Raw genomic sequence first — 21,170 nt, 5'->3', positions numbered from 1 at the left:
CTTATTTGGAGATGTGAGCGATCAGGTCCAGAACTTTGTTGGAGTAGCCAGTTTCGTTGTCGTACCAGGAAACCAGTTTCACGAAGTTGTCGTTCAGTGCGATACCCGCTTTAGCATCGAACACGGAAGTGCACACTTCGCCGTTGAAATCGGTAGAAACAACGTCGTCTTCGGTGTAACCCAGAACGCCTTTCATCGGGCCTTCAGACGCGGCTTTGATGGCTTTCTTGATTTCTTCGTAGGACGCTGCTTTTTCCAGACGAACGGTCAGGTCAACAACGGATACGTTCGGAGTCGGAACGCGGAACGCCATACCAGTCAGTTTGCCGTTCAGTTCCGGCAGTACTTTACCTACTGCTTTAGCAGCACCGGTAGAGGACGGGATGATGTTCTGTGCTGCGCCGCGGCCGCCGCGCCAGTCTTTGTGAGACGGGCCATCAACGGTTTTCTGGGTTGCAGTGGTCGCGTGAACAGTGGTCATCAGACCTTCGATGATACCGAAGTTGTCGTTGATAACTTTTGCCAGCGGAGCCAGGCAGTTGGTGGTGCAGGATGCGTTGGAAACGATGTCCTGGCCAGCGTAAGTTTCGAAGTTAGCACCGCGTACAAACATCGGGGTGTTGTCTTTGGACGGGCCAGTCAGAACAACTTTTTTCGCACCAGCGGTGATGTGTTTACGTGCAGTTTCGTCGGTCAGGAAGATACCGGTCGCTTCAGCAACAACGTCAACACCGATTTCGTTCCATTTCAGGTTAGCCGGGTCTTTCTCAGCAGTAACACGGATGGTTTTGCCGTTAACAACCAGGTGGCCGTCTTTCACTTCTACGGTACCGTTGAAACGGCCGTGAGTGGAGTCATATTTCAGCATGTACGCCATGTATTCAGCGTCCAACAGATCGTTGATACCAACGATTTCGATGTCAGAACGTTCCTGAGCAGCACGGAAAACAATGCGACCGATACGGCCAAAACCGTTGATACCTACTTTGATAGTCATATATTCCACCAGCTATTTGTTAGTGAATAAAAGGTTGGCTGTAAAATTACAAAAACCTTACGCAGCGTCAAGCGGAATCGTGTCAATCATTGCGACAAATCAATCCTCCGCATAACCTTTGTTCGACTGACTCGCCTCACTCTTCCTTTGAGCATGTCCACACATGGGGACGCCGCCCGGAATTTTAAAGGTCAGACAGGAGAAAAATGTGAAGCCACTCACAATTCCCCGGCTGCTTTAACGCAACTGCTAAGTTTAGAACAAAAGTTAACACCTGAGTGTTAATGTTTTGTTAGAATTGAGCTGAAAAGTTGTCGATTTTTTAGCGTGAGATGTGAGCAAATGGCGAATAATTCTTCTGAAAACGACCTGAAAAAAGATCTGACGGAAATGCAGTTTTACGTGACGCAAAACCACGGCACTGAACCGCCGTTTACCGGGCGTCTGCTGCATAACAAACGCGACGGCGTGTATCACTGTCTGGTGTGCGATGCCGCGCTGTTTCATTCTCAGACCAAATATGATTCCGGCTGCGGTTGGCCGAGCTTTTTCGAACCGGTGAGCGAAGAGGCTATCCGCTATCTCAACGATTATTCTCATGGTATGCAGCGCGTGGAAATTCGCTGCGGGAAATGTGACGCCCATCTCGGTCATGTGTTTCCGGACGGGCCACAACCTACCGGTGAGCGTTATTGCGTCAACTCCGCGTCGTTGAGCTTCACCGACGAGGAAAATGGTGACCAGACACGCGGTTGAAAAATCGATTCAGCGATTATTCCATTGGAGTTAAACAGGATGAGTGTTGATCAAATCGTTAACAGTATGACGCCGGAGATCTACCAGCGTCTGGTGACCGCCGTAGAGTTAGGCAAATGGCCGGATGGCGTCGCGCTGACGCCGGAGCAAAAAGAGAACAGCTTGCAACTGGTGATGTTGTGGCAGGCGCGAAATAACACCGATGCGCAACACATGACTATCGATACCAACGGGCAGATGGTGATGAAGAGCAAGCAGCAACTGAAAGAAGATTTTGGCATTGCGGTAAAACCGATAGCGACGTTCAAGTCATAATCGCACGGTGCCCCGCCAGGAAAAGTCAGGCAGAAGCGCACTTCCGCCTGACGCGTGTTCTGGCACAATCAGCGCTGCGTTTCCTGCCAGTCCGCCAGTGTATAGAGTGTGGCGCCGGCCGCGGCCATTGCCATAAATGCCTGCGGGCTATCCTGCGGATCCAGATTCACGCCACGGCAGCCATCCGTGATCACATTGACCTGGTAACCCAGTTGCAGGGCATCGAGTACGGTGAATTTGACGCAGTAATCGGTAGCTAATCCCAGCACTATCAGCTCGGTGATGCCATGCTGACGCAACCAGCCGTCCAGCGCGGTTTTCTGCCGGTGACCGTTATCGAAAAACGCGCTGTAACTGTCAATCAGCGGATTTTCACCTTTGTGAAACACTGCATCGATAGCCTGTTGCCTGAGCAACGGATGCAGTTCCGCGCCAGCGCTGTTCTGCACGCAGTGATCTGGCCAGAAGGTTTGCTCTAACCCATCCAGCTTGCCTTGGCTAAAGGGCGGAACGCTATGCTGACTGGCGAAGCTGCCGTGATCTGCCGGGTGCCAGTCGAGGCTGGCGACCACGGCGTCGCCACGCGCGCCACACCACGCCATCATGGCGTTGGCGACATCCACGGTGCTGTCGCCTTCAGCAACAGCCAGTGCGCCGCCCGCGCAGAAATCATTCTGAATATCCACCAACAGCAGTGCGCGTTGCGTCATCGCTCTCTCCTCACTCGTCCGGTGTCAGTTCACCACGCAGGTTTTGCGTCATCGCGGTACGGATCGCGTCGGCGTCCAAATCCTGGCTTAACAGATAGTGAAGTTTAGTCAGCGTGGCTTCCACCGTCATATCCGCACCGCCAATCACGCCCGCATGGGCGAGGGCGTTGCCGGTGGCGTAACCGCCCATATTCACCTTGCCGGACATACACTGCGTGAGGTTCACCACCACGATGCCGCGTTCGCTTGCTTCTTGCAGTTCGCGGAGGAATTCGCCATTTTGTGGCGCGTTACCCACGCCATAAGAGCGGAGGATTAGTGCTTTCACTGGCTGGCGCAGGAAGTTGCGCACCACATCGGCGGAAATCCCCGGGTAGATGGTCACCACGCCAATCGGCTGCGGCGTAATGGGATGCACCACCAGTTCACCAGAGGTGTGCGGGGCGGGTGGCGTACCGAGACGGCGAATATGGATACCGGCTTCAAGCAACGGAGCGAGGTTAGGCGAAGCAAACGCATCAAAACCGTCGGCATGGGCTTTGGTAGTGCGGTTACCCCGGAACAGACGATTATTGAAGAACAGTGAGACTTCGTTGATCGGAAAATTTGCTGCCACGTACAGCGCGTTGAGCAGATTGATTTGGCCGTCTGAGCGTAGCTCTGCCAGCGGTATTTGTGACCCTGTCACAATTACCGGTTTGCCGAGATTTTCCAGCATAAACGACAGTGCTGACGCGGTGTAGGCCATAGTGTCAGTGCCGTGCAGAATGACAAAACCATCGTACTCGTCGTAATGCGCTTTGATATCGTCAGCGATATGTTGCCAGTCTTCCGGCGTCATATCGGAGGAGTCCATCAGCGGATCATATTCGTGAATGGTAAAGTCGGGCATTTCCGGACGGTGGAATTCAGGCATCAGCGCCAGCTGGCGTTGCAGGTGGCCAGATACCGGCACATAGCCGTGTTCGGAGCGTTGCATACCAATGGTCCCGCCAGTGTAAGCAACGTAAATGGATTTTTTTGGCATAATTATCGGTTCTTGCGGCATCAAAAAAATCCCCTCCATAGGGAGGGGACGCGTAGGGATATGTTAACGGATATTGGCGCAGTTCAGACAGAGCGCATAACGATTTTGCGGATCGTTGAACACCGCCAGCTTATCGGTTTCATTTTTTACTTCCAGCGCGGCGCTGGCCAGCGGCGCAGGCAGATAAGCCTGTAATGCCTGCGGTAGCATGGCGCGAACGGAACCGGACATGCTGTCCATCACCCGGTCAAAGAAGCTCGGCTCTTCTTCGTAATAGTCCACATGCCACTGTTTGAGTTTTGCCAGTTCAGCGGCTTTTGCCAGCGCGTCATCGAAATCGCCCAGCCCGTCAACCAGACCGTTGGCTTTGGCGTCCTGGCCGGTCCAGACGTGACCCTGAGCAATCTTATCGATCTGTTCCGGCGTGCTGTTACGTGACTGGGCGACCAGCGTGATAAAACGTTTGTAGCCGTTTTCGATGCTGATCTGCATCATCTGTTGCACTTCCGTCGGCAACGCTTTGGTCATGCTGATATCTGCCAGCGGCGATGTCGCCACGCCATCGGTATGCACGCCAATGCTGTCGAGGCTGTTTTCCAGCGTATTGATCACGCCGAAGATACCAATTGAGCCGGTCAATGTACTCGGGTTTGCCAGAATGTAGCTCGCCGGCGTCGAAATCCAGTAGCCACCGGAGGCCGCCATCCCGCCCATCGACACCACCACCGGTTTGCTGGAGGCTTTTGCTGCCGCCAGTTCTGAACGGATAACTTCAGAGGCGCTGACGCTGCCGCCCGGACTGTTAACGCGCAGCACGATGGCTTTCACCTTCGGATCCAGACGCGCATCGCGGATTTGCGAAGCGGTAGTATCGCCGCCCACGTTCCCCGGTGTTTCTTCGCCATCCATGATGGCACCATTGGCAAAAATCACCGCCACGGTATCGCCCACATCGCTTGGGGTCTTCAGCGGGTAATCATAGAAGCTGACGGCACGGAAGTTCTTATCTTCACTGCTCCAGCCGAACTGTTTCACCAGCGCTTTTTCCGCATCGGCGGCGGAACCCAACTCGTCCACCAGCTTATTATCCAGCGCATATTTTGCGGTGTCGCCATCGACTTTACGCAGACCATCCAGCATCGCTTGCGCACCCGGGAACACCTGCTGTGCAGTGATCTGACGGTTAGCGGCTACGGTATTGAGATAGTTTTGCCACAGCTCGTTAATCCAGCGGCTATCTGCGTCACGCGCAGCTGGCGACATATCGTCACGAATAAACGGTTCAACGGCGGATTTATACGTGCCGACGCGGAACACATGGGTGGTGACTTTGAGCTTATCCAGCAGTGACTTGTAATACAGGCCGTTCGTGGCGAAACCGTGCAAATCGACCACGCCCTGCGGTGAGAGCCAGATTTTATTGGCAAAACTGGCAAGGTAATACTGACCCTGGCTGTAGTTATCCGCCACGGCATAGACCGGTTTACCGCTGTCGCGGAATGCACGCAGCGCTTTGCCGATATATTGCATGGATGGCTGGTCGGCCCCGGCAAAGTTCTTCAGGTCCATTACAATACCGGTGATATTGCGATCGGCCTGAGCCTGGCGAATGGTTTCGACGATATCGAACAAGGAGTTCTCTTGCAGGCGATCGGAGCTGGCGCCAAAGAACTGACGACCAAGCGCACCCAACCGGCTGCTGGTGCTGGGTTTATCGACGACCACGCCGGAAATGTCCAGCAGCAAGGCCCCACGGCTGCTGTGCTCGGCTTTGCCGGCGCTGAGTTGCATCCAGATGCCCACACCGACCAGCACCAACAGGATAAAGAACAGGTTCAGCACCAGATTGCGGATAAAGCTCAGCAATCGCCAGGCCCATTTAAAAAAACCGGCAATAAAACGCCAAAGGGTTCGCATGTATTCTCCCTGGTAGTTAACGCCCACCGCTGCCCTGAGCGGCAAAGTGTGGTTATCCTAATTACCCTGCTGCAACTTGTCAGCAGGAATCGCCTCCGGCGCTGTAACAAATTCTACGCGCGTGTTAATTTTATGAACAAATTTCAATACAGGAGTTTAACTAATGGATGCACTAGAACTTCTCGTCAACCGTCGCAGTGCTTCCCGGTTGGTGGAACCGGCCCCGGAGGGTGAACAACTGGATAACATTTTGCGCGCAGGTATGCGTGCGCCGGATCACGGCACGTTGCAACCGTGGCATTTCTTTGTCATTGAGGGCGAAGGGCGCGAGCGCTTCAGCCAGACGCTGGAGAAAGGGGCGATTGCAGCCGGTCAGGATGAAAAGGGCATTGAAAAAGCGCGCACCTCGCCGTTTCGCGCGCCGCTGATTATTGCCGTGGTGGCAAAATGCCAGGAACATCACAAAGTCCCGCAGTGGGAGCAACTGCTCTCGGCGGGTTGCGCTGTGATGGCGATGCAAATGGCTGCGCTGGCGCAGGGATTTAATGGGATCTGGCGTACCGGCCCGTTGACCGACAGCCTGGTGGTGCGCGAAGCGTTCGGCTGTCGCGAACAGGATAAAATTGTTGGTTTCCTTTATCTTGGCACCCCGCAGTTAAAAGCCTCAACCACGGTCAGCGTGCCGGATACCGCGCCATTTGTGACGCATTTCTGAACCAAAAACAGGGTTTGCTGGCCCGGTCAGCGTTACGCCGCCGGGCCATTCTGAAGGCTTATTTGCGTTGAGCGGCAAATTCGTCTTTCGCTTTCTGCAACTGCTGCTGGAAGGCCGGGTTGGTGTGCAGCGTCGCCACGACCGCTGAGCCAACGATACGCGCAGCATCCACATCACTCTGCCAGTGGTAGCCACAAATCACCCGACTTTGCCCGAGATCGTAACCACGTTTCAGGATTTGATCCTGCCTTTGCGGATTGATCTCGGCGAGCACCAGCGCGGTTGCCCAGCCGATCGACGTGTGACCGGAAGGATAGGAACCGTTTTTCGCCAGCGTATCCTGCTCTTTGGTGTTGCAGGTCGGTACGCCGTAGAAGGCAAACGGGCGAATGCGCATGTACTTCTGTTTGGCGCCGCGGGTGGCCAGATCGCCAGCATCTTCAATCATGTTGGTCAGCAGCTTATGCAACTGCGGTGCTTCTTTTTCGGTAATTGGCGAGCCAAACGCGGCAGAGAAGGCGTTCGCCACGCCGCCTGCGCTCAGGTTGGCGTCTTCGGCAGCCTGTTTACCTCGTTCGGTGTTACGTATCAAACGGCCCTGTTCATACATGGCCTGATCGTTCAGGAAAGCAATGCTGCCCACTTCCGGCGGCGGTGGCAGCAGGGCAAGGCTGTCGATAGCCTGGGCGTTTTTCAGGTAGTAAAGATCGGGTTTGGTGGTGGCGTCGTTGCCCGCAGGCACCAGCGCCAGTGCGCTGGTAGAAAGCAGGCTGGCAAGACAAAATGCGAGAATATTTTTTTTCATTCGCCATGGTTCCTTGGTGTTGGATAACGTCCGTCGCCCTTTCAGGCTCTGTCATCTTTCTGTCACAATTCGTAAAAAATAAACTTGGCGTCGCTCGCAAAATGGCCGATGAATTCACGCTGGCGGCAGACGCGACGGAAAAACAGATGTGACAAGGGTGGCTTTCGTTCGCTTAATGAGCAATAGCGCGCGAATTCAGATTGCCAGACTTATCAGCTTACCGTTTGGGCGCTACCATAGCGGGATTGCAATGACAGGAGATGTCCATGAGCGAGCAAGCAATTCGTTTAACGCAATACAGCCACGGAGCCGGTTGCGGTTGTAAAATTTCCCCCAAAGTGCTGGATACCATTCTGCACAGCGAACAGGCGAAGTTTCTCGACCCGAACCTGCTTGTCGGCAACGAAACACGCGATGATGCGGCGGTGTACGATCTGGGTAACGGCACCTGCATTATCAGCACCACCGATTTTTTCATGCCTATTGTCGATAACCCCTTCGATTTCGGTCGCATTGCAGCGACGAACGCCATCAGCGATATCTTCGCCATGGGCGGTAAACCGATCATGGCGATTGCGATTCTTGGCTGGCCAATCAGTAAACTGGCACCGGAGATCGCCCGTGAAGTGATCGACGGTGGGCGTTTTGCCTGCCAGCAGGCGGGGATTGCGCTGGCGGGCGGTCACTCCATTGATGCACCGGAACCGATTTTTGGCCTCGCGGTGACCGGCGTGGTGCCGACGGAGCGGGTGAAGAAAAACAGCACCGCGCAGGCAGGCTGCAAACTTTTCCTCACCAAACCGCTGGGTATTGGCGTGTTGACCACCGCCGAGAAAAAATCCCTGCTGAAAGAGGAACATAAAGGACTGGCGACAGAAGTAATGTGCCGGATGAACGTCGCCGGGGCGGCCTTTGCCGGTATTGAAGGGGTGAAAGCGATGACTGATGTCACCGGTTTTGGCCTGCTGGGTCACCTGAGCGAAATGTGCCAGGGCGCGGGCGTACAGGCGCAGGTCTGGTATCAGGACGTACCGAAATTGCCGGGCGTGGAAGCGTATATCGCACAAGGTGCGGTGCCAGGCGGCACCCAGCGTAACTTTGCCAGTTACGGGCACCTGATGGGGGAGATGTCTGCGGATGTGCGTGATTTGCTGTGCGATCCGCAAACCTCCGGCGGTTTGCTGCTCGCCGTGTTGCCGGATGCCGAAGCCGAGGTCAAAGCGACGGCGGCAGAATATGGTATTGAGCTGAGCGCCATTGGTGAGCTTGTCGGCGCGCGCGGTGGTCGTCCGATGATTGAGATCCGTTAATTCGATGCGGTTATTTATTGCCGAAAAGCCCAGTCTGGCCCGCGCCATCGCTGATGTGCTGCCAAAGCCGCATCGCAAAGGTGACGGCTATATTGAGTGCGGTAATGGACAGGTAGTGACCTGGTGTATTGGTCATCTGCTGGAACAGGCGCAGCCCGATGCCTACGACAGTCGCTATGCGCGCTGGAATCTGGCGGATTTACCGATCGTGCCGGAAAAGTGGCAGTTGCAGCCACGCCCGTCAGTGTTGAAACAAATCAACGTTATCAAACGGCTGCTGGCCGACGCGGAGCAGGTGGTGCACGCAGGTGACCCGGATCGTGAAGGGCAATTGCTGGTTGATGAAGTGATTGATTATCTGCAACTGGCCCCGGAAAAACGCCAGCAGGTGCAGCGTTGCCTGATTAACGATCTGAACCCACAGGCGGTGGAACGTGCGATCGAGCGTTTGCGGGCGAACAGCGAATTTATTCCGCTGTGCGTCTCGGCGCTTGCGCGTGCGCGTGCGGACTGGCTGTACGGCATTAATATGACCCGCGCTTATACCTTGCTCGGCCGTAATGCGGGGTATCAGGGCGTGCTGTCGGTGGGGCGCGTGCAGACGCCAGTGCTGGGGCTGGTGGTGCGTCGCGACGAAGAGATTGAAAACTTCGTGGCGAAAGATTTCTTCGAAGTCAAAGCGCATATCGTTACGCCCGCCGGAGAGCGTTTTACCGCGCTCTGGCAGCCGAGTGAGGCCTGCGAACCTTACCAGGATGAAGAGGGGCGCTTGTTGCATCGCCCGCTGGCGGAGCATGTGGTCAACCGCATCAACGGTCAGCCCGCCTTTGTTACAGCTTATAACGATAAACGGGAATCAGAACTGGCACCGTTGCCGTTCTCCCTTTCGGCACTGCAAATTGAAGCCGCAAAGCGTTACGGGCTCAGTGCGCAGACCGTGCTGGATATCTGCCAGAAGTTGTACGAAACCCATAAGCTTATTACCTATCCGCGTTCGGACTGCCGTTATCTGCCGGAAGAGCACTATGCCGGGCGGCATGCGGTGATGAACGCCATTGGCGCGCACGCGCCGGATCTACTGCCGCAACCGGTGGTGAACCCGGATACCCGCAACCGCTGCTGGGACGATAAAAAAGTCGATGCGCACCATGCCATTATTCCTACCGCGCGCGCCTCAAAGGTGAATCTCACCGACAACGAAGCCAATATCTACAATTTGGTGGCCCGCCAGTATCTGATGCAATTCTGCCCGGATGCGGTATTCCGCAAATGCCAGATCGATCTCGATATCGCCAACGGTAAGTTTATCGCCAAAGCGCGGTTCCTCGCGGAAGCGGGCTGGCGCACGTTGTTAGGCGCAAAAGAGCGTGATGAAGAGAACGACGGCACACCGCTGCCGGTGGTCGCAAAAGGCGATGAGCTGCTGTGTGAAAAGGGCGAAGTGGTGGAGCGCCAGACTCAGCCGCCGCGCCATTTTACCGATGCCACGCTGCTTTCCGCGATGACCGGTATCGCGCGTTTTGTGCAGGATAAGGACCTGAAAAAGATCCTGCGTGCTACCGATGGTTTGGGTACGGAAGCGACCCGCGCCGGGATCATTGAGCTGTTGTTTAAACGCGGGTTTCTGGTGAAGAAGGGGCGCTATATTCATTCGACCGATCCCGGTCGGGCGCTGATACACTCCTTGCCGGAAATGGCGGCGCGTCCGGACATGACCGCACACTGGGAGTCGGTGCTGACGCAAATCAGTGAAAAAGAGTGCCGCTATCAGGACTTTATGCAACCACTGGTCGGCACATTACATGAGTTGATTCACCAGGCGCGCAACACGCCAGTGCGTCAGTTTCGTGGGCTGGTAGCGCCAGGTGCAGAGAAGAAAAAGAAAACCTTTGCTAAAACCCGGGGGAAGAAACAGCTGCCTCCGGCAGACGCGGCGGTGTCATAACACCACAGACCGGATAAGGCATTGATGCCGCCATCCGGCCTGCGGTGGCGGGTTTAAATCACGCCCTGCGCCATCATCGCATCGGCGACTTTGACAAAGCCCGCAATGTTGGCGCCGCGCACATAGTGAGTCTGTTTACCCTCTCCGCCGTACTCCACGCAGGCCTGGTGAATATCAAGCATGATATGGTGCAAGCGGGCATCCACTTTTTCGGCCTTCCAGCCCTGACGGGCGGCATTTTGCGCCATTTCGAGACCTGAAGTGGCGACGCCCCCTGCATTGGCGGCTTTGCCCGGTGCAAACAGCGCGCCCGCATCCAGGAACAGCTCTGTGGCTTCGATGGTGGTTGGCATGTTTGCCCCTTCCGCGACTGCTTTTACACCGTTGGCGATAAGCATGCGCGCGGCATCGGTACCCAACTCATTTTGCGTTGCACACGGCAGGGCGATATCCACCGGCACGGACCAGGGTTGTTGGCCGGCCAGATAGGGCAGACCGAATTCACGGGCGTAATCCGCAATGCGTCCATCGCGACTGGCTTTGATTTCACACAGCCGTGCCAGTTTTTCCGCAGTAAAGCCCGCTTCATCCACCACCGTACCCGCAGAGTCGGAGGCAGTGATCACCCGTGCGCCAAACGCCATCGCTTTTTCAATGGCGTATTGCGCCACGTTACCGGAACCGGAGACGGCAACGCGCAGCCCTTCAAAACCCAGGCCGTGGCGCTTGAGCATGGCTTCGGTAAAGTACACCAGTCCATAACCCGTGGCTTCCGGACGGATCAGGCTACCGCCAAACGAGAGTCCTTTGCCGGTAAAAACGCAGGCGGTATTGTTGGCGAGTTTTTTCATCATCCCGGCCATAAAGCCGACTTCACGTGCGCCGACGCCGATATCCCCGGCGGGAACGTCGGTATCCGCGCCCAGATGGCGATAGAGTTCGCTGATCAGCGCCTGGCAGAAACGCATCACTTCACCCTCACTTTTGCCTTTAGGATCGAAATCGCTGCCACCTTTACCGCCGCCCATCGGCAGGGTGGTGAGGGCGTTTTTGAACGTTTGCTCAAAGCCGAGGAACTTGAGGATGGATAAGTTCACCGAAGGGTGAAAACGCATTCCGCCTTTGTACGGGCCGATAGCGGAGCTGAACTGTACCCGCCAGGCGCGGTTAACCTGCACCTGATTGCGGTCATCAACCCAGGCCACACGGAACTGAATAATTCGCTCCGGCTCCACCAGCCGTTCCAGCAGCGAAAACTGGCGGTAGCGAGGGTTTGCGTCAAGGAAGGGCCAGAGGGTTGTCATAACTTCACGAACGGCCTGGGAGAACTCGGGCTGGTGTGGATCGCGTTGTTGAACATAAGTGAGAAATGATTCAAGAGAGTGGGTCTGATCCATAGATATAAATTTCTCTTATCGTATAGGTGGGGATTTTGTGTTGTTGTGCGCAAAAAAGCGGCGCTTTTGGACTATAACATCCGCAATGCGGAGGGTCGCAAGGGAAAAATTCGCTCACCAGGCAAATTAATAACCGCCTTCATGTCATAACTAAAAGCGATGGCTGAGGAAATTAAAGTCCTGCGAAATAGATCCGTTATAGTAACTACGTGGAGTTAATCAGAAAGGACAGGTTATGACCCGTTTCAGGTGGATCGCTGCGGTGGTACTGGTTGCCGCATCCGGTAGTGTGCTGGCTGAGCGCTTACCGTCGCCCGGCGTTGAAGTGAATATCCCCCCGGAAGTATTCAGTTCCGGCGGGCAGACGCAAACAACGCAGCCTTGTCTTCAGTGTTGCGTGTATGGCAATCAAAACTATACGGAAGGGGCGGTGATCAAGACGGAAGGCGTGCTGCTGCAATGCCAGCGTGATGAGAAAGCCCTCTCCACTAATCCGCTGGTCTGGCGGCGCGTGAAGCCATAAAGGCGTCCAGTAAAGGGAGGTCCGCCGGAGCCAGTTCGTGTTGCAGGGCTTCGGCGGGCGTACACCATATCAACGCACGGTGGTAATGCCGCACAGGTTCACCGCTGAAAGTCACCACATGCCAGGCGTGCAGCGTGATAAGGCGTCCGGAGACTTCCCGCTGGTGGCTGGCGACATAGCTCGCCGGTTCTGCCTCAATACCCAGCTCTTCACGCAGTTCGCGCACAAGCGCCTGCGGCTGGCTTTCGCCGGGTTCCACTTTCCCACCGGCAAATTCCCATAACCCGGCCTGATCCGCATGCGCGGGGCGTTGTGCAAGCAAGATTTTGCCATCGCGCTCAATGATCGCCGCCACGACATCAAGCGCTTTTACTGTTGTCATTGCCAGATTATTCCCGGTAATACTGCTGACTCCACTCAAACCAACCACCGTCATACACGGCGATATCCTGCCACCCAAGTGACCATGCAACCAGAAACGCAAGCGAGGCGCGCCAGCCGGTGCCGCAATAAAACACCACGCTCTGTGCTGAGGAGATCGCCTCTTTTGCCCACAATGCGGCGATCTCCTGCGCTGAGCGCAGGGTGCCATCCGGGTTGTGATAGGCGCAGATATACTGGCTTGTACCTTCTGCATGTCCCCAGCGAGCGCCCGGAATATCACCCGCAGTGGCGATATAGTCATAGCCGCTTACCGCACCGCTGAACTCTGCCCAACTGCGCACGCTCACCAGCACGATCTCGCCATGTTGGCGCAACGCGAGGGTTTGCGCCAGATTACGCAGCAACTGTGGTTGCGCGGGAAGAGGCGCACCAAAATCCTGTGGCATCACCTTTGGAGATGGCCCCGCCATCTGCGCCAACCCGGCCTGTTGCCAGCATTGCCAGCCGCCATCCAGCAGGCGCACGTTTTGTACCCCGGCATACAATAAAATATGCGCCAGTCGCTCCGCCGCGTAATTCTGACGGCCATACAGAATCACCTGCGTATCAAAACGCAGTCCGTGTCGTGCTAACACCGCCCGCAAGGTAACTGGCGGCACCACGTTCCACAACGGCAGACTTTCCACTTCATGGGTGTCGATATAGCCTGCACCGGCAATATGCCCGGTGCGATATGCCGCTCCGTGGTCACAGCCCACTTCCAGCAACCGCCATTCTCCGACGAGGCTGGCGGGCGTCTGGCGCTGGCGGAGAACATCATCCAGCCACTGTGTCGTGACCCACAGGGAGAGTGGGCGCGGTGGTGACATTCGGATCAGACCTTAAATTTGGCCCACACCGGTGCATGGTCAGAGGGTTTTTCCATGCTGCGGATGTCGTAGTCGATTCCGGTTTCGATGCAACGTTCCGCCAGCGGCTGGCTTGCCAGCAGCAAATCGATGCGTAAGCCGCGGTTGTCATCAAAGCCTTTGGAGCGGTAATCAAACCACGAGAAGCGATCCTGCGTGTCCGGGTGAGCTTCACGGAAGGTGTCCACCAGTCCCCAGCCTTTCAGGCGATCCATCCATTCACGCTCTTCCGGCAGGAATGAGCATTTTCCGGTGCGCAGCCAGCGTTTACGGTTCTCTTCACCAATGCCAATGTCCAGATCTGTCGGACTGATGTTCATGTCGCCCATGATTAAAACCGGGTTCTCTTTTTTCAGCTCGGTTTCAAGGAACTGTTGCAGATCCTGGTAAAACTTCTCTTTTGCCGGAAATTTCAGTGGATGGTCGCGGCTTTCGCCCTGCGGGAAGTAGCCGTTGATCACGGTGATATTGCCGAGTGGCGAGGGTAGCTCCGCCATAATAATGCGACGTTGGGCTTCTTCACCGTCGTTCGGAAAACCACGACGTACAGAAACCGGGGTCTCCTTGGTCAGGAGTGCGACCCCATAGTGGCCTTTCTGCCCGTGGTAAAAAACGTTGTATCCAAGGCGCGCCACCTCTTCGAGAGGAAACATATCGTCGTGCACTTTTGTTTCCTGCAGTCCGATAACATCCGGTTGATGCTGTTCCACAAGCGCTTCAAGTTGGTGAGGTCGGGCGCGCAGGCCATTGATATTAAAAGAGACGAATTTCATAGTCGCAGCCACTTAGCAGAGTGAAAGATGCAAAGATGTTAGCAGAGTTTATGTTTCGCAACTGCCACTTATTGGCACACTCCCTGATTCATCCACGTCTTTGTACAAAAAACACGCCAGACGCCCTGTTTATGGGCAGGTTGCGCTAAAACAGGGCAGTCGATGAAAATTAATTTCGCTGATGATCACAGTTCCAGTATTAATTATTCTTATTGCATAAACTCTCGCCTTATCCCGCCTGCCATCACGACCTGCTGGCAATTTATTCACTTTTTATGCAAATAAAATGAATATCGACAGGCTGTAAGTCATTGAAATAGTGTCGTTGAACTCCGTTTATGCACTTTTAGAGCTAGCTGGCACGAACTGTGCAATCTACATTTACAGCGAAAGAGTTCATATTTATTAACATTTAATCAACTATTCATTTACCGGATGAGGTCGCTATGCCTATATCTATTACGCGTGAAAATTTTGATCAATGGATGTTGCCCGTCTACGCGCCAGCGCCTTTTATCCCGGTCCGTGGAGAAGGTTCACGCTTATGGGATCAGCAGGGGAAAGAGTATATCGACTTCGCTGGCGGCATTGCGGTCAATGCACTGGGCCATGCGCACCCGATGCTTTGCAAGGCGCTGAGCGAGCAAGCGGCGAAATTCTGGCATACGGGCAACGGCTACACCAATGAGCCGGTGCTGAAATTGGCGAAGCGGTTGCTCGATGCGACGTTTGCCGATCGTGCCTTCTTTTGTAACTCCGGCGCAGAAGCCAATGAAGCGGCGCTGAAGCTGGCACGAAAATATGCGCACGACACCGCAGGTCCTCAGAAGAGCGGTATTGTGGCCTTCAAAAACGCGTTCCATGGTCGCACGCTGTTTACCGTTAGTGCCGGGGGGCAGCCTGCCTATTCGCAGGATTTTGCGCCGCTGCCACCGGAGATCCGTCATGCGGTCTACAACGATTTAGCTTCCGCCCGCGAACTGATCAATGACGATACCTGCGCCGTGATTGTGGAGCCGATACAGGGCGAGGGCGGTGTCTTACCGGCCACGACGGCGTTTTTACAGGGGCTGCGTGAACTGTGTGACCGTCATCATGCCCTGTTGATCTTTGACGAAGTACAAACCGGCGTTGGCCGTACCGGCGAGCTGTACGCCTATATGCACTATGGCGTCACGCCGGATGTCCTCACCACGGCCAAGGCGCTGGGAGGCGGTTTCCCGATTGGCGCTATGCTCACCACGGAGACGTTTGGCCACGTGATGAATGTAGGCACGCATGGCACGACTTATGGGGGTAACCCCCTGGCAGGGGCTGTGGCGGGCGCGGTACTGGATATCGTCAATACCCGTGAAACCCTTGATGGGGTTAAGCAGCGCCATCAGTGGCTGACGGAACAACTGACCGCATTGAATAACCGCTATCACCTGTTTAGTGAGATCCGTGGGTTGGGATTGTTGATCGGCTGTCAGCTGGCTACAGAGCATACCGGTAGTGCGAAACAGATTGCGCAACTGGCAGCAACCGAAGGGGCAATGGTGCTGATTGCCGGGGCGAATGTGGTGCGTTTTGCGCCTGCGTTGAATATCAGCGAAGAAGAGATCCGCACCGGGCTTGCACGTTTTGCCCGCGCCTGCGAAAAATTCATTGCGGGGTCCTCATCATGATGGTGATCCGTCCTGTCGCCAGCGGCGATTTACCTGCGTTAATGTCCCTCGCCGGGAAAACCGGTGGCGGATTAACCTCATTACCGATGGATGAAGCCACCTTGTCCGCGCGCATTGAGCGCTCTCGTCAGACCTGGGCCGGCGAGTTGCCAAAAAGCGAGCAGGGTTATGTGTTTGTGCTGGAAGATACGCAAAGCGGAGACGTAGCGGGGATTTGCGCCATCGAAGTCGCCGTTGGCCTCAACGATCCCTGGTATAACTACCGGGTGGGTACGCAGGTACATGCGTCGAAAGAGCTGAACGTCTATAACGCGCTGCCTACGCTGTTTCTCAGTAATGACCACACCGGCAGCAGTGAACTCTGCACGCTATTTCTCGATCCCGCTTGGCGTAAAGAGGGGAATGGCTATTTGCTGTCGAAGTCCCGCTTTCTGTTTATGGCGGCGTTTCGCGACTGCTTTAATGAAAAAGTGGTGGCCGAAATGCGTGGGGTGATTGACGAACATGGCTACTCTCCGTTCTGGGAAAGCCTGGGCAAACGCTTTTTTTCAATGGCATTCAGTCGGGCGGATTATCTGTGCGGCACCGGGCAAAAGGCGTTTATCGCTGAGCTGATGCCCAAGCATCCCATCTATACCCATTTTCTCAGCGACGAAGCGCAGGCGGTGATTGGCGAGGTGCATCCGCAAACCGCGCCTGCCCGGGCCGTGTTGGAGAAAGAGGGTTTCCGCTACCGCAATTACGTCGACATTTTCGACGGTGGGCCTACGCTTGAGTGCGATATCGACCGCGTGCGGGCAATCCGCAAAAGCCGGCTGGTGGAAACCGGCGAGGGGCAACGGGCGCCAGGCGAATGGCCTGCCTGCATTGTTGCCAATGAGCAATACCAGCAATTCCGCGCCATGCTTATTAACGCTGACCCCGCCACAGAGCGGTTGTTGCTCACACCCGCAGAGCTGGACGCGTTGAAATGCCAGCCGGGTGATACCGTACGACTGGTCCGCCTTTGCGCCGAGGAGAAAACAAAATGAGTAACTGGATTAATGGCGACTGGGTAACCGGTCAAGGCGAGCGCCGCGTGAAGACCAATCCGGTGAGTCACGAAGCACTGTGGCACGGTTTTGATGCCGATGCCGCGCAGGTTGAACAAGCGTATCAGGCAGCGCGAGCGGCATTTCCACAGTGGGCACGGCAGCCCTTCAGCGCGCGGCAAGCGATAGTGGAAACATTTGCCTCGCTGTTGGAGACCAACAAACAGGCGCTGGCGGAGATCATCGCCCGTGAAACGGGGAAACCGCGCTGGGAAGCATTAACGGAAGTCACCGCGATGATCAATAAAGCCGCGATTTCGGTGAAGGCTTACCACACTCGCACCGGAGAACAGCATACAGAAATGGCCGATGGCGCGGCCACGCTTCGTCACCGCCCGCACGGCGTACTGGCGGTATTTGGCCCCTATAACTTTCCGGGGCATTTGCCGAATGGCCATATTATTCCGGCTTTGCTGGCGGGGAACACGCTGCTGTTTAAACCCAGTGAGCTGACGCCATGGAGCGGCGAGGCGGTGGTGAAATTATGGGAACAAGCGGGGTTACCCGCCGGGGTACTCAACCTGCTACAGGGGGGGCGTGAAACCGGACAAGCGCTGAGCGCCTTACCGGGGCTGGACGGTTTGCTGTTTACCGGCAGTGCGCATACCGGTTACCAGTTGCACCGCCAGCTTGCCGGGCAACCGGAGAAGATCCTCGCGCTGGAGATGGGCGGCAATAACCCGCTGATTGTGGAAGATCCCGACGATATCGATGCGGCCGTGCACCTGGCGATCCAGTCGGCCTTTATCACCGCCGGGCAGCGCTGTACCTGTGCCCGTCGGCTGTTGGTTAAGCGGTCGGCGGCGGGGGATGCTTTCCTTGAACGTCTGGTCGCAGTGAGTGCGCGCCTGATCCCGCAAGCCTGGAACGCGGAACCACAACCGTTTCTGGGTGGACTGATTTCGCAACAGGCGGCGCAGCATGTTTATCAGGCCTGGCAAGCGCATGAAGCACGCGGAGGGAAAACCTTACTTGCGCCGCGCATACTTGTTGAAGACACCTCTCTGCTGACGCCGGGGATTATTGATATGACCGGTGTGGAGCAGGTACCGGATGAGGAGGTCTTTGGTCCGTTGTTGTGTGTGTGGCGCTACGATGCCTATCCGGACGCGATTGCGCTGGCGAACGACACCCGCTATGGCCTGGCCTGTGGGTTGATCTCCCCCGACCGGGAAAAATTCGACCAGCTTTTGCTGGAAGCGCGCGCCGGGATCGTTAACTGGAATAAACCGCTGACGGGCGCAGCCAGTACCGCGCCATTTGGCGGCGTTGGCGCATCCGGTAATCACCGTGCCAGCGCCTGGTACGCCGCAGATTACTGCGCCTGGCCGATGGCAAGCCTTGAAACGGCGGATTTAACGCTGCCGCAGACGCTCAGTCCCGGTCTGGATTTTTCCCGCGAGGAGCAGCCATGAAAGCGCGTGAGGTGAATTTTGACGGTCTGGTCGGTTTAACGCACCACTATGCGGGGCTGTCGTTTGGCAACGAAGCCTCGACCAAACACCGTTTTCAGCAATCAAACCCGCGGCTGGCGGCAAAACAGGGGTTGTTGAAAATGAAAGCGCTGGCGGATGCGGGCTTTCAGCAGGGGGTGATCCCACCGCATGAGCGTCCTTGCCTGCCGGTGTTGCGCCAGTTGGGCTTTAGCGGCAGCGATGAGCAGGTGCTGGCGAAAGCGGCCCGGCAGGCGCCGCATCTGTTGTCCGCCGCCAGCTCCGCATCCGCGATGTGGGTGGCGAATGCGGCAACGATTTGCCCGTCCGCGGATTCTCTTGATGGGAAAGTGCATCTGACGGTCGCCAGTCTGAACAATAAATTCCACCGTTCCATCGAAGCGCCCACGACCGAAGCCTTGCTACGGGCAATCTTTCGTGATGATACGCATTTTGCTGTGCATCCGGCGTTGCCACAGGTGGCGATGTTCGGTGACGAAGGCGCGGCAAACCATAACCGTTTTGGTGGTGATTATGGCGAGCCGGGCGTGCAGCTCTTTGTCTATGGTCGGGAAGAGAGTGCGCACACGGCGCCTGCACGCTATCCGGCACGCCAGACACGGGAAGCCAGCCAGGCAATCGCACGTCTCAATCAGGTCAGGCCACAGCAGGTGCTGTTCGCCCGGCAAAACCCGGACGTCATCGATGAGGGGGTGTTTCATAACGATGTGATTGCGGTATCGAACCGACAGGTTCTGTTCTGCCACGAACACGCGTTTGTCGACCAGCCGCGTTTGCTGGCGGAATTGCAGGCGCGGGTGCCGGGATTCATGGCCATTCAGGTACCAGACAGCGAGGTGTCGGTGGCGGATGCGGTAGCAACGTATCTGTTTAACAGTCAGCTACTGAGTCGTGACGATGGTAGCATGATGCTGGTATTGCCACAGGAGTCGCAGACACACGCGGGCGTTTGGCGTTATCTGAATGCACTGCTGGCGCAGGATAACCCGGTGAGCGAGTTGCAGGTCTTCGATCTGCGGGAAAGTATGGCTAACGGTGGAGGGCCGGCGTGTTTACGCCTGCGCGTGGTGCTGACCGACGCTGAGCAGCGGGCGGTTAACCCGGCGGTAATGATGAATGACACGCTGTTTACTACTCTCAATAATTGGGTCGATCGCTATTATCGCGATCGTCTGACTCAGGCTGATTTAGCGGATCCGCAGCTATTGCGTGAAGGGCGCGAAGCGCTGGATCGGCTGACGCAGTTGTTGCATTTGGGGTCCGTTTATCCATTCCAGCGTTAACAGGAGGCCGTATGGATAACTTTCTTGCCGCAACCTTATCGGGCGACATCCCACGCAAAATGTCAGGGGAGTCAGGCGGTATTCACTGGCTGTGGCATGAGCAAGGGATCCTGGAACTGGTGCCACCGCAGCCTTGCGGGCGCTCGCTGGTGATCTCGTGCGCTATTCACGGCAATGAAACTGCGCCGGTGGAGATGCTGGATATTTTGCTAAAGAACCTGTTTGCCGGTACGCAGTCGCTGACCTGGCGGTTGCTGGTGGTGCTTGGTAATCCGCAGGCGCTGGCACAGGGTAAACGCTACCTGAAAAATGATCTTAACCGCCTGTTTGGCGGACGCTGGCAATCCATTCCTCCCAGTGATGAAACGATGCGCGCAGCGCAGCTTGAGCGGGCGCTGACGCACTTCTTCGCCGACGGCGACGGGGTGCGCTGGCATCTGGATTTACATACCGCCATTCGCGGTTCGCACCATATACGTTTTGGGGTGCTTCCGGTGAGAACGGAACCCTGGGATGAACTCTTTCTTGAGTGGCTCGGCGGCGCGGGCATGGAGGCGCTGGTGTTTCATCAGTCGCCTGGGGGGACCTTTACCCATTACAGTTGCGAGACATTTGACGCGCTGGCTTGCACGCTTGAGCTGGGTAAGGCGCTGCCGTTTGGGGAGAATGACTTAAGCCAGTTCCAACGAACAGCCTGGGCGCTGGCGGCCTTATTAGCCGGGGAGCCCGCGCCGGATACTGAAAGCCCACCGTTGCGCTACCGGGTGGTACAGCAACTGACCCGCCACAGTGAAGCATTCAAACTGTATATGTCGCCGGAAACGCTGAACTTTACCCCTTTTGAGGCCGGCACCTTGCTGGCGGAAGATCGCGGGGAACGTTATGTGGTGCAGCATCAACAGGAGTATGTCCTGTTTCCCAATCCGAATGTGGCTATTGGTTTACGGGCAGGATTAATGCTGGAAAAAATAGAGTAATTATTCAGCCCTGCCATTGCGGGGCTTATTTTTAACGCTATTATGAATGAATTACAGATTTATCCTGATTGACGACTTTATTTATAAGTGAGGCTGATTTATAATTTTCATAATTTCTTTTAAATCATCATGTTGAATATTTAATTATCAACTCTCCACGGTTTATCCTTATTTCCTCCTTATTTGACGTAAAAACGGTCTTTACACTTTCATTGT

20 protein-coding genes are annotated in these 21,170 nt (G+C 55.7%); 11 read left to right on the top strand and 9 right to left on the bottom strand.

Annotated elements, in window-relative coordinates; all coding sequences use genetic code 11:
* Window position 1: 1 nt before the first annotated feature.
* Window positions 2-997, bottom strand: a complete 996-nt coding sequence (gapA, locus tag O9K67_RS14635) for a glyceraldehyde-3-phosphate dehydrogenase (protein WP_061495017.1) — start codon at window positions 995-997, stop codon at window positions 2-4.
* Window positions 998-1,339: 342 nt separating this feature from the next.
* On the opposite strand from gapA, the gene msrB reads away from it, so the two are divergent.
* Together msrB and O9K67_RS14625 are read left to right on the top strand one after the other, a co-directional pair.
* On the top strand, window positions 1,340-1,753 hold the full coding sequence (gene msrB, locus O9K67_RS14630; RefSeq protein ID WP_061495018.1) for a peptide-methionine (R)-S-oxide reductase MsrB: 414 nt from the start codon (window positions 1,340-1,342) through the stop codon (window positions 1,751-1,753).
* Between the two features lie 39 nt (window positions 1,754-1,792).
* Window positions 1,793-2,068: a YeaC family protein gene (locus O9K67_RS14625; RefSeq protein WP_061495020.1), complete on the top strand. Its 276-nt coding sequence runs from the start codon at window positions 1,793-1,795 to the stop codon at window positions 2,066-2,068.
* 68 nt (window positions 2,069-2,136) lie between these two features.
* Here the strand turns inward: O9K67_RS14625 and pncA are convergent, their stop codons facing one another.
* From pncA to sppA, 3 genes are all read right to left on the bottom strand, one after another.
* Entirely contained in the window at window positions 2,137-2,778 is a 642-nt protein-coding gene (pncA, locus tag O9K67_RS14620; protein ID WP_061495022.1) for a bifunctional nicotinamidase/pyrazinamidase, read from the bottom strand.
* A gap of 10 nt (window positions 2,779-2,788) precedes the next feature.
* Window positions 2,789-3,805, bottom strand: a complete 1,017-nt coding sequence (gene ansA / locus O9K67_RS14615; RefSeq protein WP_061499981.1) for an asparaginase — start codon at window positions 3,803-3,805, stop codon at window positions 2,789-2,791.
* Window positions 3,806-3,868: 63 nt separating this feature from the next.
* A complete protein-coding gene (gene sppA / locus O9K67_RS14610) occupies window positions 3,869-5,722 on the bottom strand; it encodes a signal peptide peptidase SppA (RefSeq protein ID WP_061495025.1) in 1,854 nt (617 codons plus the stop codon).
* Window positions 5,723-5,885: 163 nt separating this feature from the next.
* Here sppA and O9K67_RS14605 point away from each other — a divergent pair, with 163 nt between their 5' ends.
* A complete protein-coding gene (locus O9K67_RS14605) occupies window positions 5,886-6,437 on the top strand; it encodes an NAD(P)H nitroreductase (RefSeq protein WP_061495027.1) in 552 nt (183 codons plus the stop codon).
* A gap of 58 nt (window positions 6,438-6,495) precedes the next feature.
* On the opposite strand, the gene phoC is transcribed toward O9K67_RS14605, so the two are convergent.
* Window positions 6,496-7,242 carry an acid phosphatase PhoC gene (gene phoC / locus O9K67_RS14600; protein ID WP_061495029.1) on the bottom strand — a complete coding sequence of 249 codons (747 nt, stop codon included), beginning with the start codon at window positions 7,240-7,242 and terminating at the stop codon, window positions 6,496-6,498.
* Window positions 7,243-7,508: 266 nt separating this feature from the next.
* On the opposite strand from phoC, the gene selD reads away from it, so the two are divergent.
* Window positions 7,509-8,552: a selenide, water dikinase SelD gene (selD, locus tag O9K67_RS14595; RefSeq protein WP_061495032.1), complete on the top strand. Its 1,044-nt coding sequence runs from the start codon at window positions 7,509-7,511 to the stop codon at window positions 8,550-8,552.
* 4 nt (window positions 8,553-8,556) lie between these two features.
* Window positions 8,557-10,497 (top strand): DNA topoisomerase III, encoded by a 1,941-nt coding sequence (locus O9K67_RS14590; RefSeq protein WP_061495034.1) that lies wholly within the window; start codon window positions 8,557-8,559, stop codon window positions 10,495-10,497.
* Window positions 10,498-10,550: 53 nt separating this feature from the next.
* On the opposite strand, the gene gdhA is transcribed toward O9K67_RS14590, so the two are convergent.
* Window positions 10,551-11,894 (bottom strand): NADP-specific glutamate dehydrogenase, encoded by a 1,344-nt coding sequence (gdhA, locus tag O9K67_RS14585; RefSeq protein WP_061495036.1) that lies wholly within the window; start codon window positions 11,892-11,894, stop codon window positions 10,551-10,553.
* Between the two features lie 235 nt (window positions 11,895-12,129).
* Here gdhA and O9K67_RS14580 point away from each other — a divergent pair, with 235 nt between their 5' ends.
* Entirely contained in the window at window positions 12,130-12,417 is a 288-nt protein-coding gene (locus tag O9K67_RS14580; RefSeq protein ID WP_061495037.1) for a DUF1496 domain-containing protein, read from the top strand.
* On the opposite strand, the gene O9K67_RS14575 is transcribed toward O9K67_RS14580, so the two are convergent.
* From O9K67_RS14575 to xthA, 3 genes are read right to left on the bottom strand one after another with little or no spacing between them, the layout of a single operon-like run.
* Window positions 12,383-12,799, bottom strand: coding sequence for a pyrimidine (deoxy)nucleoside triphosphate diphosphatase (locus O9K67_RS14575; protein ID WP_061495038.1), 417 nt, complete (start codon window positions 12,797-12,799; stop codon window positions 12,383-12,385). The genes O9K67_RS14580 and O9K67_RS14575 overlap by 35 nt on opposite strands.
* A 7-nt stretch (window positions 12,800-12,806) precedes the next feature.
* On the bottom strand, window positions 12,807-13,670 hold the full coding sequence (locus tag O9K67_RS14570) for a sulfurtransferase (protein ID WP_061495039.1): 864 nt from the start codon (window positions 13,668-13,670) through the stop codon (window positions 12,807-12,809).
* A gap of 5 nt (window positions 13,671-13,675) precedes the next feature.
* Window positions 13,676-14,482: an exodeoxyribonuclease III gene (xthA, locus tag O9K67_RS14565; RefSeq protein WP_061495040.1), complete on the bottom strand. Its 807-nt coding sequence runs from the start codon at window positions 14,480-14,482 to the stop codon at window positions 13,676-13,678.
* 446 nt (window positions 14,483-14,928) lie between these two features.
* On the opposite strand from xthA, the gene astC reads away from it, so the two are divergent.
* The 5 genes from astC to astE are packed head-to-tail and all read left to right on the top strand — an operon-like array spanning window position 14,929 to window position 20,954.
* Complete coding sequence (astC, locus tag O9K67_RS14560; RefSeq protein WP_061495041.1) at window positions 14,929-16,149, top strand: succinylornithine/acetylornithine transaminase; 1,221 nt, start codon at window positions 14,929-14,931, stop codon at window positions 16,147-16,149.
* On the top strand, window positions 16,146-17,180 hold the full coding sequence (gene astA, locus O9K67_RS14555) for an arginine N-succinyltransferase (RefSeq protein ID WP_061495042.1): 1,035 nt from the start codon (window positions 16,146-16,148) through the stop codon (window positions 17,178-17,180). Before astC ends, astA begins: the two co-directional genes overlap by 4 nt.
* Entirely contained in the window at window positions 17,177-18,655 is a 1,479-nt protein-coding gene (astD, locus tag O9K67_RS14550) for a succinylglutamate-semialdehyde dehydrogenase (protein ID WP_061495043.1), read from the top strand. Before astA ends, astD begins: the two co-directional genes overlap by 4 nt.
* Window positions 18,652-19,977, top strand: coding sequence for an N-succinylarginine dihydrolase (gene astB, locus O9K67_RS14545; protein ID WP_061495045.1), 1,326 nt, complete (start codon window positions 18,652-18,654; stop codon window positions 19,975-19,977). The genes astD and astB overlap by 4 nt, the downstream gene beginning before the upstream one ends.
* 11 nt (window positions 19,978-19,988) lie before the next feature.
* Window positions 19,989-20,954, top strand: a complete 966-nt coding sequence (gene astE / locus O9K67_RS14540; RefSeq protein ID WP_061495047.1) for a succinylglutamate desuccinylase — start codon at window positions 19,989-19,991, stop codon at window positions 20,952-20,954.
* The last annotated feature ends 216 nt before the right edge of the window (window positions 20,955-21,170 follow it).

Source organism: Kosakonia oryzendophytica, from assembly GCF_027886705.1.
Lineage (GTDB): Bacteria > Pseudomonadota > Gammaproteobacteria > Enterobacterales > Enterobacteriaceae > Kosakonia > Kosakonia oryzendophytica.
This window is presented reverse-complemented; position numbering and strand designations above follow the sequence as displayed.

Bases quoted from the DNA above. Each gene is read 5' to 3' on its own strand.
- gapA (WP_061495017.1), bottom strand. From the start codon at position 997: ATGACTATCAAAGTAGGTATCAACGGTTTTGGCCGTATCGGTCGCATT.
- msrB (WP_061495018.1), top strand. From the start codon at position 1,340: ATGGCGAATAATTCTTCTGAAAACGACCTGAAAAAAGATCTGACGGAA.
- O9K67_RS14625 (WP_061495020.1), top strand. From the start codon at position 1,793: ATGAGTGTTGATCAAATCGTTAACAGTATGACGCCGGAGATCTACCAG.
- pncA (WP_061495022.1), bottom strand. From the start codon at position 2,778: ATGACGCAACGCGCACTGCTGTTGGTGGATATTCAGAATGATTTCTGC.
- ansA (WP_061499981.1), bottom strand. From the start codon at position 3,805: ATGCCAAAAAAATCCATTTACGTTGCTTACACTGGCGGGACCATTGGT.
- sppA (WP_061495025.1), bottom strand. From the start codon at position 5,722: ATGCGAACCCTTTGGCGTTTTATTGCCGGTTTTTTTAAATGGGCCTGG.
- O9K67_RS14605 (WP_061495027.1), top strand. From the start codon at position 5,886: ATGGATGCACTAGAACTTCTCGTCAACCGTCGCAGTGCTTCCCGGTTG.
- phoC (WP_061495029.1), bottom strand. From the start codon at position 7,242: ATGAAAAAAAATATTCTCGCATTTTGTCTTGCCAGCCTGCTTTCTACC.
- selD (WP_061495032.1), top strand. From the start codon at position 7,509: ATGAGCGAGCAAGCAATTCGTTTAACGCAATACAGCCACGGAGCCGGT.
- O9K67_RS14590 (WP_061495034.1), top strand. From the start codon at position 8,557: ATGCGGTTATTTATTGCCGAAAAGCCCAGTCTGGCCCGCGCCATCGCT.
- gdhA (WP_061495036.1), bottom strand. From the start codon at position 11,894: ATGGATCAGACCCACTCTCTTGAATCATTTCTCACTTATGTTCAACAA.
- O9K67_RS14580 (WP_061495037.1), top strand. From the start codon at position 12,130: ATGACCCGTTTCAGGTGGATCGCTGCGGTGGTACTGGTTGCCGCATCC.
- O9K67_RS14575 (WP_061495038.1), bottom strand. From the start codon at position 12,799: ATGACAACAGTAAAAGCGCTTGATGTCGTGGCGGCGATCATTGAGCGC.
- O9K67_RS14570 (WP_061495039.1), bottom strand. From the start codon at position 13,670: ATGTCACCACCGCGCCCACTCTCCCTGTGGGTCACGACACAGTGGCTG.
- xthA (WP_061495040.1), bottom strand. From the start codon at position 14,482: ATGAAATTCGTCTCTTTTAATATCAATGGCCTGCGCGCCCGACCTCAC.
- astC (WP_061495041.1), top strand. From the start codon at position 14,929: ATGCCTATATCTATTACGCGTGAAAATTTTGATCAATGGATGTTGCCC.
- astA (WP_061495042.1), top strand. From the start codon at position 16,146: ATGATGGTGATCCGTCCTGTCGCCAGCGGCGATTTACCTGCGTTAATG.
- astD (WP_061495043.1), top strand. From the start codon at position 17,177: ATGAGTAACTGGATTAATGGCGACTGGGTAACCGGTCAAGGCGAGCGC.
- astB (WP_061495045.1), top strand. From the start codon at position 18,652: ATGAAAGCGCGTGAGGTGAATTTTGACGGTCTGGTCGGTTTAACGCAC.
- astE (WP_061495047.1), top strand. From the start codon at position 19,989: ATGGATAACTTTCTTGCCGCAACCTTATCGGGCGACATCCCACGCAAA.